We start from the raw sequence: 14,076 nt of genomic DNA on the forward strand, positions 1-14,076 counted from the left end.
TTGTGAAAAAAACGAAAACGATTTCGATTCTAGCTATTCAGTATCATTAATTTCATTTTGAAAAGAATAATAGACTCTTTTAGCAGCCATTTCTTCTGCTTTTTTCTTTGAAGTTGCTCTTCCTTTTGCAATTTTTTGCCCATCAATGTAAACAATTACACTGAAATGTTTTTGAACTTGTCTTCCGGTATCTTCAAAACTCTCAAAAACATATTTCCTTTTTGTTTTTTGACACCATTCGATAATATAGCCTTTATAGCTAGATATTTTATTTTCAAGCTTTTGTAAATCTACATAAGGTATAATTACCTGGTCATATATAAATTGATGACAATAATTATAACCTCTATCTAAATAAATTGCGCCCACTAGTGCTTCAAAAATATTACCATGAATATTTTCTCCAATTTGATTTTGGTTAATGTTGCTTTGAACAAACCGAATTAAGTCGAGATCTTTTCCTAATTTATTCAAACTTTCTCTACTAACTACCTTAGATCGCATTTGGGTTAAGTAGCCTTCATCTCCTTTAGGAGCTTCTTTATACAAAAAAGAAGCAATAACAGAGCCTAGAATTGCATCACCTAAAAACTCTAAACGTTCATAATTTATAGGTTTGCCTTTACTGTCCGTCATTTTAAGAGAACGATGAATAAAAGCTTTTTTGTAGTGAAAAAGTTTTATAGGCTTAAAATTAAGCAGTGCTTTTAAATCGTAATAAAATTCTTCGTCCTCTTTAGTTTTGGGATTAACTATTTTGCGAAGAAAATTCATATAATAAGCTTAATTAATCTAACTTTCTAAAAGCTATACAGGCATTATGGCCTCCAAATCCAAATGTGTTACTCATTGCAACTTTAATATCTCTCTTTTGAGGTTTATTTAGTGTTAAGTTTAAGTCAGGATTTATATTTTCATCCTTAGTAGAATGATTAATAGTTGGAGGAACAATTCCATGTTTCATGGCTAAAATAGAAGCAACGGCTTCTATTGCACCAGCAGCACCAAGTAAATGGCCTGTCATAGATTTTGTAGAATTGATATTTATGTTTTTAGCATGATCACCAAAAACTTCTGAAATTGCTTTCAACTCAGCAACGTCACCTAAAGGTGTAGATGTACCATGCGTGTTAATATGGTCAACTTCTTCAGGTTTAATTCCTGCGTTTTCTAAACAGTTCTTCATTACTGCTATTACTCCTAAACCATCAGGGTGAGGAGCAGTCATGTGATGCGCATCAGAAGATAAACCACCACCGATAACCTCAGCATAAATTTTAGCGCCTCTTGCTTTAGCGTGTTCATACTCTTCTAAAATTAATGCTCCAGCACCTTCACCTAAAACAAAACCATCTCTTTCAGCATCAAAAGGTCTTGAAGCTACTTCTGGATTATCATTTCTAGTAGATAAAGCATGCATTGCATTAAAACCACCCATACCAGCAATTGTAACAGCTGCTTCACTACCTCCTGATACGATTACGTCACAATGACCTAGTCGAATGTAGTTAAGAGCGTCAATTAAAGCATTGGCAGAAGATGCACAAGCCGATACAGTTGTATAGTTTGGTCCCATAAATCCATGTTTTATAGAAATATGTCCAGGAGCTATATCAGCAATCATTTTAGGGATAAAGAAAGGATTAAATCTAGGGCTTCCGTCACCTTTTGCATAGTTTAAAACTTCGTCTTGAAAAGTTTCTAAACCACCAATTCCGGCACCCCAAATTACTCCAACTCTAAGTTTGTCAACAGAATCAAGATTTAATTCAGCGTCTTTAATCGCTTCATCAGAAGCAATTAAGGCATACTGAGTAAACCTGTCCATTCTTCTAGACTCTTTTCTATCGATGTAATCTTTTACATCGAAGTTTTTCAGTTCACAAGCGAAACGAGTTTTGAACTTGGCAGCATCAAAATATGTAATAGGGGCTGCGCCGCTAACTCCGTTAACTAAGCCATTCCAATATTCTTCAATATTATTTCCTATTGGCGTTAATGCGCCAAGTCCAGTTATAACAACTCGTTTTAATTGCATATATCCTTACTTTTTAGCTTCTTCAATATAGCTTATTGCTTGACCAACTGTAGCAATGTTCTCCGCTTGATCGTCTGGGATTTGAATATCGAATTCCTTTTCAAATTCCATGATTAACTCAACAGTGTCTAAAGAATCTGCTCCTAAATCGTTAGTGAAGCTTGCTTCGTTAGTTACTTCGTTATCGTCTACTCCTAATTTATCAACGATAATTGCTTTTACTCTTGATGCAATGTCTGACATAATTTTTTAATTTTTAAATTTAAAATCGAGGCAAAAATACAAATCTTAGGTTTTAATTCTAATTTTTGCCCGAAAATGTGGGGTCTAAAATAAAAAAATCTTTTCTTAAGACCACACAGATGTTAATAATTATTGTTTTTTTGCAGTAACTATATAGTGTTGTAGATTATGAAACGAATTGTAATTTTTGCTTCTGGCTCTGGAAGTAATGCCGAAAATATTATAAGGTTTTTTCAAACTAAAAAATCTATTGATGTTACTCATGTGCTTACTAACAACCAGCATGCCAAAGTTTTGGATAGATGTAAAAAACTAAATATCAAAACATTAGCTTTTGACAGGTCTGAGTTTTCTAAATCAGATGAAGTTTTAAATTTCCTTAAAAATGAAGCAGATTATATTGTCTTAGCAGGTTTTTTATGGAGGGTTCCTAGTAAAATTGTTGAAGCATTTCCGAATAAAATTATCAATATTCACCCAGCATTGTTACCTAAATATGGTGGAAAAGGCATGTATGGGATGAATGTCCATAAGGCTGTAAAAGAGAATTTAGAACTGGAAACAGGGATAACAATTCACTTTGTTAATGAAAATTATGATGAAGGTGCTATTATTTTTCAAGCAAAAACACCAGTTACTTTCGATGATACACCTGAAGATATTGCAAATAAGGTACATGAGTTGGAATATAAATTCTTTCCAGAGGTTGTTGAAAAAGTTATTTTAGAAGATAAAATTGGCTAAGAAGACTAAATATTACGTCGTCTGGAAAGGAAAAAAGCCAGGTGTTTACACTTCATGGGAAGAATGTAAAAAACAAATTAATGGTTTTGAAGGAGCTCAGTATAAATCATTTTTAAGTGAAAGTGAGGCTAAAATAGCATTCAAGAAAATGTATAACGACTATAAAGGAGTAAATACCAAGAAAGAAGTTCTATCAAAAAAAGAGCTTGAAAAATATGGTAAACCTATCCTCACAAGTTTATCAGTTGATGCTGCATGTGCAGGAAATCCTGGTATTATGGAGTATAGGGGAGTGGATACCAAATCAAAAAAGCAAATCTTTATACAAGGTCCCTTTAAAAAAGGAACTAATAATATAGGAGAGTTTTTAGCTATTGTTCATGGATTAGCCTTTTTGAAGCAGAAAAAATTAGATACTTATCCCATTTACACTGATTCAAAAATTGCAATGAGTTGGGTTCAAAAGAAACAGTGTAGAACTAATGTTGTTTTTGATAAAGAAAATAGCGATCTCCTTAATCTTATTAAAAGAGCAGAGAAATGGTTACAGGAAAACAAATATTCTAACCCTATTTTAAAATGGGAAACCAAAGTTTGGGGTGAAATTCCAGCAGATTTTGGAAGAAAGTAAATTCGCTTTAATTAACGAATTGTCTAAATAGTTCTATAATTTCTTTTAATTCCTTTGGTGGATTATTATCATCGAATTGAGCTGAAATATACGTTGTTTTATCAGTTTTTATACTAAAAGTTGCATGCATAGCTCTGTCGGAAGCTCTATTCTCTGAAGAAGCTTTAAATTCAGGAATTTTAGCTAATTGTATTTTTTTTATAAGATCAAATAGTTTATTTGTTTGTTCATTACTTAATACAATAGTTTTTGTTTCGTTGTATGTTTTATATTCAAGATTTTGATCAACTAATTTAATATTTTCCATTGCTCCTCTTGTTTGAGCACTAAATTCTATTTCTTTAATGGTCTCATTCTGATTTTTTTTCTGTGAAACACAGCTTAAAGAACTTAAAATAATTACTAAAGTGATAACTGTTTTCATGTTTTTTTAATTAAAAAAGCGCCATGAATTATGGCGCTTATAAATATAATAATTTTCAATTGTGCGATTAATCAGCCATTGTAGCTCTAAATCCACCAGCTGCAAAAACTGCATCCATTCTTGCTTTTTGACCGTTTGTAAACATATACATACAGCTATCAGAAGAATAATCCATAAAGTTCATAGTCATGTTAGTTGTACCACACTCAACAGTTGGGTAAGTTGGACAACCTCTACTTGGTCCTGCAGCATCTGGAGTATCAGCAACAAAATCAGAAGCACCACAACCACCGTCACCCCAAATGTGACGTAAGTTTAACCAGTGACCAACTTCATGAGTAGCTGTTCTATCAGTTCTACCAACAAATCTACTTCCTAATACTACACCGTCAGTAGACCAACTTCCTCCTGGAAATTGAGCATATCCTAAGATAGTACCTCCTCTGTAAGGCATGTCGTTAACAATCCAGATGTTTAAGAACTCTTGTGGGTTAACTACATTGCTACCTCCGCTTGAAGTAAACTTCATAGAGTCATCTGGTCTCCAGCTTCTTTTTCTGCTGTTAACTCTAATTACATCTTCAATAACAAAGTCAATACCAACATTTGCTTCTACAGCTGCAAATTCAGCTGGCATAGCACCTCTGTTTGGATTTTGTAAGTTAAAGTCTTCGTTTAACGCTGCAATCTGATCTTGTAAAACAGATAAAGGTAAATTTTCACTAGCTCTGTTGTAAATTACATGGAAAACTACAGGAATTTGAATTTTTCCATTAACTAATCTACCTTGAAGATTTTCATTTTCTGAAATGAATTTAAAAGTTTGTTCTTCAATACTAGCCATTTTTCCTGCTAAACTAGGATCTAGCGCTAAATTTTCATTTAACTTGTCCATTGTAAAACATTGCTTAGCATTTTTTTGAGCAACAACTTCGTCATTAGTTTCTACTGGTTGTTCAGTTTCGTTGTTTTGGCAACCTATTAATAAAGTTGCAGCTGCTACAATATATAAAACTATTTTTCTCATTTGTAAGGGCTTTTTGAGAAGAAGTTCATAAATAATATTTTTACTTATGAACTACTTAGGTTAATATAAATAATAATTGTGTGTTTATTAGTTTAAGATCGAAGCTCTACCACCTCCAGATTGGAATGTAGCTCTCATTCTTGCTTTTTGACCTTGAGAGAATAAACTCATACAAGCATCATCAGTATAATCCATATAGTTCATAGTCATGTCAGTAGAACGACAATTTACAGTTGGATAGCTAGGACAACCATAGTTAGGTCCGTCTGAAGTTGGAGTATCAGATACGAAATCATCTTGACGACATCTACCGTCTCCCCAAATGTGACGTAAGTTTAAGTAGTGACCAACTTCGTGAGTCATAGTACGTCCTTTGTTAAATGGAGCTTGTACGTATCCAGTAGTACCAAAGTACTGAGGAGAACATACTACACCATCTGTAGAAGAGTTACCTCCAGGGAATTGTGCATATCCTAAAATTCCTCCACCAATGTTACACACCCAAATATTTAAGTGAGTTGAAGGTGAAACTGGAGGGTAAGCAGCTTTAACAGCATCGTTAGTTCCCCATGAACTTCTAGAGTCAGCATATCTGAAAGTACCTGCTAAAGAAAAAGTAATTTCTGTATCAGCAGCTACAGCAGCAAATTCTGCTGGAGTATTATTTGCATCAGCATTTTGCATTCTAAAATCATCGTTTAAAACATTCATTTGAGATGCTATTTGAGCATCAGAAATGTTTTGTTGCGAATTAGAATATACAACGTGTACATACACAGGAATATTGATTACTCCTAAACCATCATCTGTTGGAGGAGTTGTACCTCCACCGCCACCACCGGTGTTTCCACCACCGCCGTTTCCGTTTCCTTTTTTAGCAGCGATAAGTTTTCTAGTGTTGTACTCTATGTCGTACATTTGTTTGTAAAGTCCAGGATTTTCTTTCAATTGACGGTTTAATACCTTCATTGATTGACATTGAGAATTTACTCCTCTTCCTGCTGTTTCATCGGTAGTTTGTACATAGAAGTCGCTCATATCTACGACTGCTTCTTGTGTTAATGTAACATCCTCTCTTGAGTTTTCATCTTGACATCCAGTTAGTAAGCTAGCTACAACAGCGATGCTCAATAAAACTTTTTTCATTTTGTAAAATTTAAAATTTAATAATTGTGAAAAAAACCAAAGGGCATGATTTTTTTCTCCCCATTTACAAAATTTAACATTAATGTTAAAATAGCTTAAATAAATTAGTAATAATGTTAAAATTTTGTGATGCTAAAAATAACTTTTTTTTACATACAAAAGCGAAATCTCTAAAAAAATGTTAATTTTTTTACCAATCCCTTATTATTATTGACTTAAAAGGTGTTTTTATGTAAAAAAAATGTCAGTTTTCATGTTTTTTTTAAAACAAAAAAAGGCTATTTTGTGTAATTTTAATAAAAAAAGGCATTGAAATTTATAAATTTAACAATGCCTTTTTTTGAATTTTTGACTTAAAAGAGAAGCTTAACTTAACATCATTTTTGCCCTATTAACAGCTTTGACTAATACATCAATTTCTTCTTTAGTATTATAAAATGATAAGGATGCTCTCACAGTACCAGGAATTTTATAAAAGTTCATAATAGGTTGCGCGCAATGATGTCCTGTTCTTACTGCTATTCCTAGTTTATCTAAGATGCTTCCGATGTCATACGGATGAATATTCTCTATATTAAACGATATAACAGAAGTTTTATTCGCTGTACCGTAAATTTTAAGTCCGTCTATTTTACTCAACTCTTCGGTAGCGTATATTAAAAGTTCGTTTTCTCTTTGTTGTATAGCTTCAAAACCAATAGAGTTCATATAATCAATAGCAGCACCAAAAGCAATTCCGCCACATATATTTGGTGTTCCAGCTTCAAATTTATGAGGTAAACCAGCATACGTGGTTTTTTCAAACGTAACAGTTTCTATCATTTCTCCTCCACCTTGGTAAGGAGGTAATAATTCTAACAGTTCTTTTTTTCCATATAAAACACCCACACCAGTAGGACCACACATTTTATGAGCAGAAGCAACATAAAAATCAACATCTAATTCTTGAACGTCGGGTTTTATATGAGGACATGCCTGAGCGCCATCAATTAGAACATAAGCCCCAAATTTATGAGCTCTATGAATAATTGTTTCAATAGGATTTATGGTTCCTAAAGCATTCGAAACATGGTTGCAAAACACTAATTTGGTATTACTGTTTAATAGCTCATCAAACAAATCCATTCGTAAAGAACCATCTTCATCCATAGGTAATACTTTTAAAGTAGCTCCAGTTTTTTCGCACATCATTTGCCAAGGAACGATGTTAGAATGATGTTCTAGAGCAGACACAATTACTTCATCACCTTTCTTTAAAAGAGAAGAAAATCCTGAGGCAACTATATTAATACTTTCGGTGGTTCCAGCTGTTAAAATCATCTCGTAAGAATGCTTTGCATTAAAATGTTTCTGAATTTTAATACGAGCTTCTTCATATTTATCTGTGGCTTCTTGGCTTAAGGTGTGTACTCCACGATGAATATTTGCGTTATAGTTAGTATAATAATCAACTATGGTATCGATAACTTGTTTAGGCGTTTGTGAGGTAGCCCCGTTATCAAAATATATCAATGGTTTCCCGTGAACCTCTCTTTTTAAGATTGGAAAATCTTCACGGATTTTATGAATATCAAACATGAAAAATAATTTATAACAAAAATAAGGCTATGTTCTTAAACGAACAATCAAACAGTTAAATTCTTACATTTGTTTAAAATCAACTTCATATGAAAATAGTAAAGAGAAGTTTATTATTACTTTTCACCGTATTACTTTTAATTGTTTTTTACAATTATCCAAAACTTAACATTATTGCTGGTTATTCTGCAAAAATGACGGGTTCTTCTGTTTTTTTAGCAAAACGAAATTTGGCTTTTACCGATAGTACCGATACTAATTTTTCTCCTATACATTTAGCGGAAAATAGAATTGATGAAGAAACTAAGATAGCTTATTCATCTGCTTTTGGTTTATTGAATCGTATATCGGTATATAGAGAGGGGTTTGGTAGTTTGTTGTTAGTTGACGGAGTGCAATTTGATAAAAATAGCATGCCTACACCTAAAAGAACCGAACCAGATATTGTTACAGAGTTTCCTTATGGAAATGCAGAACCGAAAGATTCTATTTTTTCAAATATAAATTATGATAAGTTAAACGCTTCTGTTAATGAAATGTTTAATGATACTAATAAAACTAGAGCAGTTCTTGTTATTTATAAAGACAAGATAATTGTAGAAAAGTATGATGAAGGTTTCGATAAAAACTCGTTATTACTTGGTTGGTCTATGACAAAAAGTATTACGAGTACCTTATTTGGGATTCTTCATTGTCAAGGGAAATTAAATGTATATGATAGAGCTCCTTTTGAGGAATGGAAAGACGATGAAAGAAAAGCTATTACCATTCATAATTTATTACAAATGAATAGCGGATTGGAATGGAATGAAGATTATAACACAATTTCTGATGTTACAAAGATGTTGTTTTTAACTGATGACGTTACCAAGATTCAATTAAATAAACCTTTAACTGGGAGCCCTAATGCGTCCTGGAATTACTCTTCAGGAACTACAAATTTATTATCTGGAATTTTAAGAAAGCAGTTTACAACGCATCAAGAGTACTTAGATTTTTGGTATAGTGCATTGATTGATAAAATAGGAATGAACTCAATGGTTGTTGAAACGGATATGGCTGGAAACTATGTTGGTTCTTCGTATGCTTGGGCTACGGCTAGAGATTGGGCTAAGTTTGGACTTTTGTATTTACATAATGGAAACTGGGATGGAGATTTTCTGTTTGATGAAGATTGGGTAGAGTATGCAACTACTCCAACACCAACTTCAGATGGATGGTATGGAGCTCAGATTTGGTTAAATGATGGAGGAAGGTATCCTGATGTGCCTAGAAGTATGTTTTCTTTTAATGGATATCAGGGACAAAATGTTTTTATTCTTCCGGAGCAAGAAATTGTAATAGTTCGTTTAGGACTTACTAAAAATGCAGATGTAAATCATTTTTTAAGTGAAGTTTTAAACTCTTTTAAATAGAAGTGAATTAAGACCAATAAAAAACGCTCGAATTGAATTCGAGCGTTTTTTATTTTATGTTTCTTGATGACTAAATTGTCATTTTTGTGCTAATATAAAACTCGTTATAGTTTTCTAGTAAGTTAATTAAACCAGAAACTAAATCTTGTGTTTCTAATAAAATACTAAAATATAACGTAGTGTTTTTCGGGCTAGTTTCGTACGTACGAATTCTTTCGACTTGTCTTTCAATGGATTCAGATACTTCTTTTAAAAGCTCTTTTTTACCGATTAAAATTTGATCTAAATTATCAAAGTGTTTAGACTCAAAAGCATCGCTTATGACTTGAAGTAAGTCACTTAATTTGTTATCAATATGTTTTAAATCTTTTAGCTGTGGCTTTTTAAGATTTTTATGATTATTGTTAACATGGTTGTAAGTAGACTTAGAAATATAGCTAATTGATTGCGCAATATCTTGAAGATAACCAAGTATTAAAATATAAAATTTACTAGCCTGAACCGAAGTGTCATCCAATGATTTAATGAAGTAAAACACGCCACTTTTTAAACTTTCAATTTCACTATTCAATTTAGCAACATGCTTTTCAGTTTTTCTAAGTTTGTTTAAATCGTGCGTAGCTAAATCATTTACAACACTTGAGTATAATTTATTTACTCTATCAGCAACATTTGCAATATGCCCAGAACTTTCTTCAATAACTTCATTAATAGAAATTAATTCAGCTCTTTCTACATATTGTTGTTTCTTTTCTTCTTTTGATTTTTTAGAGTATTGAAGTGTTGTTCTAACCAACATAGCAATTACAACCAACAATAATATTGGAATCATAGCGGTATGCCAATAGATTAAAAAGGCAATAATACCCGAAGCAGCAAACGCAATAATTGCAGTTAAGAACCAACCACCAATTACGTTAATTACACCTGCAACTCTGTATACAGCACTTTCTCTACCCCAAGCTCTATCTGCTAATGAAGTTCCCATAGCTACCATAAATGTTACATAGGTAGTAGATAAAGGCAATTTCATTGAAGTAGCAATAGATATTAAGATACTAGCCATAATTAAGTTTACGGAAGCACGAACTAAATCAAAAGCTGGTAATTCGTAAGTTTTGTCTTTTGGTAACTTAATTACTGGTTTTTCAAACTTTGAATTTATATAATCTTGTGTTTTAACTGGAATTAATTTATTTAATCCTAAGTTAGTAAGCATAGCGATTCTAACAACAACTCTAGACGCATTGTTAGGCTGAAACTTTTCATGTCCGTCTCCTTGACGAGATAGATTGATTCCAGTTTCAATTACAGCACGGGCTTTTTTTGAAGTCCATAAAGTAATCACCATAATTCCTCCAGCTAAAAATAATAACAACGTGTTAGAAGGAACTTTTTTAGCTAAAATACCCATAGAGAATTCATTTGCAGCGACTCCAGAAACTTCCCAAGCGTTATAAGAGTTTAAGGCAGCAATAGGTACACCAATAAAGTTTACCAAGTCATTACCAGCAAATGCCATTGCTAATGAAAATGTTCCTATAGCAATAATAGCAGTTAGAATATTAATTTTAAAAAATCGAATCAAACTGTAGGATAGTGCAGACCATAAAACAAAACTTCCAGCAATAATATATGAAGTATTAGCTTCTATAACTCCATTGATATTCTCATAAAAATCTGTTCCTTTTAACCCTTTTATAATAATAAAATAGGTAATAGCAGTGATAGCAAAACCACCAAATAAGGCACTAATATAAATAGGTCTAGACTCAAAATTAAAAGAATAAATTAATCTCGAAAAATATTGTACAATCGCTCCAACGGTAAAGGCAACAATTACGGAGAGTACTATTCCTAATATGATTTTTGTAGCTTGCTCGTTATTGATGTACTTCCAAATTTCATTAATTGATGCATCGGTTGCAGTAATTTTTAATAAAGCTATAGCAACAGCAGCTCCTAATAATTCAAATACAATAGAAACTGTAGTTGACGTTGGCATTCCAAGAGAATTGAAAATATCAAGTAATAAAATATCGGTTATCATTACTGCCATAAATATGTACATAATTTCTTCGAACATGAACATATTAGGATTGAAAATTCCTTTTCTCGCAACTTCCATCATTCCACTAGAGGTTGCGGCTCCAAAGAAAACACCCACACTAGCAATAATCATGATTGTCTTAATAGGAATGGCCTTTGAACCAATTGCTGAGTTTAAAAAATTTACAGCATCGTTACTAACACCTACTACCAGATCAAGAATAGCAAGACCAGCAAGTGCTATTAACATTAAAATATATGGATCTCCCATTTTAATACATTTAAAACTTGGCAAATGTATAAACGAATGTTTTCTGATATGTTACCTTAATGTTATGAAATCATTTTAACTACCGATATTCCTCAATATTTTTAGGGCCTTCAAGAACCGATTTTACTATTTTCATAGTCCCGTTTTCTTGTGTAATAAAATGCCATTTAATTAAGGTGATTTCGTAATTTTCTATTTCTAATCCAGTTATGCATCTAGGATGCACGCAGCTACCATCATTAAAAAAAGGAATTTCATCAGGTTGAGGGAAACGAGGTCGGTGTGTATGCCCTGTAATTACAATTTGATTGTTGTTGTTCTGAATCCAATTTTCAATTCTGCGTTCTACTTTTATAGATTCTCTAAAGTTTTGCGCAGGACTTGTGGGGTCTTTAATTCCGTGAATTTGTAGTGGTCTCCATAGAAATCGAACTAAAAATCGACTTAGTCGCCAAAAACTATAATTGAACCAATCCGCTTGATGGCCGTGCATTAAAAACAAAGATTGGTGTGTAGAATTGTTTTTTAGTATTATAGATTCAGAAAAAGAGGCATTTGGCATTAATTCTAAATTTTTTCCGCTAGCTCCTTCATAATAACTAGCCAAGTTTTTCTTTACTTTTTTAGAATTTTTATAATCCATGTCATGGTTGCCCCAGATAAAATGCAATCTGTTGTCATCATGGAATTTTTTAAGAAGTAGAAAAACATCTTTATTTTCTCTAAAAATACTACCGAACTTATTTTCCCATAGTTCATCACCATCACCTAATTCGATATAGGTAAATCCTTTTGCATAATATTGAGAAAGTGCGAAATTGAAAATATTTCGATTTCTAGCAAAGTCATCTGCAAAACTATTATCTCCTCTATGAGTATCCGAAAACATAATAAATTTAGAATTTTTATGTAATGGGAGTATTTTTGCTTTTTTAAAAGCTCTTGATATTCTTCTTTTAGATGGCATTATTTTTCTTTTGATAAATATGCATAAAAAAAGCCGAGTTTTAAAACTCGGCTCTTGTATTTGAAATATAGGAAAGTATTATTTTCCAGTTACTTTTACATTGTCAATGTGATATCTAGTTTCCATATTGTCAGCAGAACCTAAATATTTGAATGCTACATGCACATCACCACTTAAACATGAAATGTTGATTGTAGAAGAAACAAAGTCTCCAAATCCACCATCTCCAGTAGGAATGTTAGCATCAATTTGAATCCATTCTGTAGTAGTAGGATCACCAGTATAGTTTTCAGTAATATATGCAGTTAACACTTTACCAGTTTCAAAATTTGACGAAATATCAAAAGTTAACACTTCTTCAGTAGTGCTGTCTAAATTAATAGCTGGAGTTACTAACCAAGCCTCTAATGGATCTTCTCCTGTTCCGAAAGCAGAAATCTTCATATATCTGTTTCCAGAGAAAGAACTATCTTCATATCTTTCAGTACCACCAGAAACGTTTACGTTTGTCCAACCTAAACCGTCTAATATTGCTTCGTTCGTAATTGTTTGGAAATCTTCTTCGAATACAGTTACATCAGTAGAAGTAGCACCAGTACATTCTAAAACGATAGGGTCACATCTTTCAGGATCAGAGAAATCTAATTCAGCAGGATTGTTAGTAATTAAAACAAAGAATTCAGCTCTAAAGTCTTTTGCTAAAACAGCTGTAGCAGCTCCTTGACCTTCAGGTAACTTATTTGATTTAAAGCTAGAGAAAGTACTAGTTTGTAAAGCGATTTTAGCTTCAGTTCCACATTCAAAAATGTTTCTAAATCCATCAAATTCATCGTTTACTTCTCCGGCAAAAGTTTTACCTAATTCTTCTTTATCAAATTGAGCAGCTTCTAAAGTAATTAATGTATTTACATGCTTTTGCTCTATTTCACCGATTTTAACTGGAGTAGGAACGATAGTAGCTAATTCAGTTGATTTAACTACGGCTTTTCTTTGCTCTTCAGATGTATAAGGAATATCATCAACTCTGTTTTCACTTGTTAAAAATCCTAAAGTGAAAACTCCAGGCACATTATTAGTTGGGTTGATAAAACTAGAGCTTTCACCATCATCATAAGTTACAGTCAAACCATCTAATTTAATGTAAACTTTTCTACCTACTTCAAAAGATTGGCTTAAAGAGGCGTTGTTGATTAAAAGTTCGATACCAGCAGTTGGGTTTTCTGCTTTATCTTGAATAACTAAAGTTTTAAAGAAGTTACCAGCTGCGTCACTAGAAGCTACATAACCACTAACGTAAGTTGGAGTGTCATTAATTCTATATGTGTACGTTAATTTATTATTGCTGTTATACTCTTGAATTAAATCATTCTGAACTTTAGCAACTGTAAGATCAGTACTAATGTTTGGTTCCTCAAGTTTTATGTTAGGTGTTTCGAAAGAGTTATCTTCTACACAAGAAATGATTGTGAAAGCGAAGATAAAAAATGATAATATGCTTAAAATTTTATTAGTTCTCATTTTTTCTATTTATTAATAATATTTT

The 14,076-nt window shown here is 32.4% G+C and carries 13 protein-coding genes; 3 read left to right on the plus strand and 10 right to left on the minus strand.

Annotation, left to right across the window (positions count from 1 at the left end):
• Positions 1–33: 33 nt before the first annotated feature.
• The 3 genes from rnc to EV195_RS01740 are packed head-to-tail and all read right to left on the minus strand — an operon-like array spanning position 34 to position 2,281.
• Positions 34–774 carry a ribonuclease III gene (gene rnc / locus EV195_RS01730; RefSeq protein WP_132792052.1) on the minus strand — a complete coding sequence of 247 codons (741 nt, stop codon included), beginning with the start codon at positions 772–774 and terminating at the stop codon, positions 34–36.
• Between the two features lie 13 nt (positions 775–787).
• Complete coding sequence (fabF, locus tag EV195_RS01735) at positions 788–2,038, minus strand: beta-ketoacyl-ACP synthase II (protein WP_132792055.1); 1,251 nt, start codon at positions 2,036–2,038, stop codon at positions 788–790.
• 6 nt (positions 2,039–2,044) lie between these two features.
• Entirely contained in the window at positions 2,045–2,281 is a 237-nt protein-coding gene (locus EV195_RS01740) for an acyl carrier protein (RefSeq protein ID WP_075340350.1), read from the minus strand.
• 168 nt (positions 2,282–2,449) lie between these two features.
• Between EV195_RS01740 and purN the strand changes: the two genes are divergently transcribed.
• The gene (gene purN, locus EV195_RS01745) at positions 2,450–3,025 is read left to right on the plus strand and encodes a phosphoribosylglycinamide formyltransferase (RefSeq protein ID WP_132792058.1); all 576 of its coding nucleotides are present in this window, start codon (positions 2,450–2,452) and stop codon (positions 3,023–3,025) included.
• Positions 3,018–3,656 carry a ribonuclease H1 domain-containing protein gene (locus EV195_RS01750; RefSeq protein WP_132792061.1) on the plus strand — a complete coding sequence of 213 codons (639 nt, stop codon included), beginning with the start codon at positions 3,018–3,020 and terminating at the stop codon, positions 3,654–3,656. The genes purN and EV195_RS01750 overlap by 8 nt, the downstream gene beginning before the upstream one ends.
• 7 nt (positions 3,657–3,663) lie before the next feature.
• Here EV195_RS01750 and EV195_RS01755 read toward each other — a convergent pair whose 3' ends face one another.
• From EV195_RS01755 to EV195_RS01770, 4 genes are all read right to left on the minus strand, one after another.
• Positions 3,664–4,080 carry a hypothetical protein gene (locus tag EV195_RS01755; protein WP_132792064.1) on the minus strand — a complete coding sequence of 139 codons (417 nt, stop codon included), beginning with the start codon at positions 4,078–4,080 and terminating at the stop codon, positions 3,664–3,666.
• A 67-nt stretch (positions 4,081–4,147) separates the two neighbouring features.
• Positions 4,148–5,107, minus strand: coding sequence for a zinc metalloprotease (locus EV195_RS01760; protein ID WP_132792067.1), 960 nt, complete (start codon positions 5,105–5,107; stop codon positions 4,148–4,150).
• Positions 5,108–5,194: 87 nt separating this feature from the next.
• On the minus strand, positions 5,195–6,253 hold the full coding sequence (locus EV195_RS01765; RefSeq protein ID WP_132792070.1) for a zinc metalloprotease: 1,059 nt from the start codon (positions 6,251–6,253) through the stop codon (positions 5,195–5,197).
• 366 nt (positions 6,254–6,619) lie between these two features.
• Entirely contained in the window at positions 6,620–7,831 is a 1,212-nt protein-coding gene (locus tag EV195_RS01770) for an aminotransferase class V-fold PLP-dependent enzyme (protein ID WP_132792073.1), read from the minus strand.
• An 89-nt stretch (positions 7,832–7,920) separates the two neighbouring features.
• Between EV195_RS01770 and EV195_RS01775 the strand changes: the two genes are divergently transcribed.
• Positions 7,921–9,246, plus strand: coding sequence for a serine hydrolase domain-containing protein (locus tag EV195_RS01775; RefSeq protein ID WP_132792076.1), 1,326 nt, complete (start codon positions 7,921–7,923; stop codon positions 9,244–9,246).
• Between the two features lie 70 nt (positions 9,247–9,316).
• On the opposite strand, the gene EV195_RS01780 is transcribed toward EV195_RS01775, so the two are convergent.
• From EV195_RS01780 to EV195_RS01790, 3 genes are all read right to left on the minus strand, one after another.
• Entirely contained in the window at positions 9,317–11,566 is a 2,250-nt protein-coding gene (locus EV195_RS01780; protein ID WP_132792079.1) for an inorganic phosphate transporter, read from the minus strand.
• Between the two features lie 79 nt (positions 11,567–11,645).
• Complete coding sequence (locus EV195_RS01785; RefSeq protein WP_132792082.1) at positions 11,646–12,533, minus strand: metallophosphoesterase; 888 nt, start codon at positions 12,531–12,533, stop codon at positions 11,646–11,648.
• Between the two features lie 78 nt (positions 12,534–12,611).
• A complete protein-coding gene (locus tag EV195_RS01790) occupies positions 12,612–14,051 on the minus strand; it encodes a DUF5689 domain-containing protein (RefSeq protein ID WP_132792085.1) in 1,440 nt (479 codons plus the stop codon).
• Between the last annotated feature and the right edge of the window lie 25 nt (positions 14,052–14,076).

The sequence above is a fragment of the Tenacibaculum skagerrakense genome (genome assembly GCF_004345825.1).
Classification (GTDB): domain Bacteria; phylum Bacteroidota; class Bacteroidia; order Flavobacteriales; family Flavobacteriaceae; genus Polaribacter; species Polaribacter skagerrakensis.

Coding starts and splice junctions, on each gene's coding strand:
- rnc (WP_132792052.1), bottom strand. CDS start 774: ATGAATTTTCTTCGCAAAATAGTTAATCCCAAAACTAAAGAGGACGAA.
- fabF (WP_132792055.1), bottom strand. CDS start 2,038: ATGCAATTAAAACGAGTTGTTATAACTGGACTTGGCGCATTAACGCCA.
- EV195_RS01740 (WP_075340350.1), bottom strand. CDS start 2,281: ATGTCAGACATTGCATCAAGAGTAAAAGCAATTATCGTTGATAAATTA.
- purN (WP_132792058.1), top strand. CDS start 2,450: ATGAAACGAATTGTAATTTTTGCTTCTGGCTCTGGAAGTAATGCCGAA.
- EV195_RS01755 (WP_132792064.1), bottom strand. CDS start 4,080: ATGAAAACAGTTATCACTTTAGTAATTATTTTAAGTTCTTTAAGCTGT.
- EV195_RS01760 (WP_132792067.1), bottom strand. CDS start 5,107: ATGAGAAAAATAGTTTTATATATTGTAGCAGCTGCAACTTTATTAATA.
- EV195_RS01765 (WP_132792070.1), bottom strand. CDS start 6,253: ATGAAAAAAGTTTTATTGAGCATCGCTGTTGTAGCTAGCTTACTAACT.
- EV195_RS01770 (WP_132792073.1), bottom strand. CDS start 7,831: ATGTTTGATATTCATAAAATCCGTGAAGATTTTCCAATCTTAAAAAGA.
- EV195_RS01775 (WP_132792076.1), top strand. CDS start 7,921: ATGAAAATAGTAAAGAGAAGTTTATTATTACTTTTCACCGTATTACTT.
- EV195_RS01780 (WP_132792079.1), bottom strand. CDS start 11,566: ATGGGAGATCCATATATTTTAATGTTAATAGCACTTGCTGGTCTTGCT.
- EV195_RS01785 (WP_132792082.1), bottom strand. CDS start 12,533: ATGCCATCTAAAAGAAGAATATCAAGAGCTTTTAAAAAAGCAAAAATA.
- EV195_RS01790 (WP_132792085.1), bottom strand. CDS start 14,051: ATGAGAACTAATAAAATTTTAAGCATATTATCATTTTTTATCTTCGCT.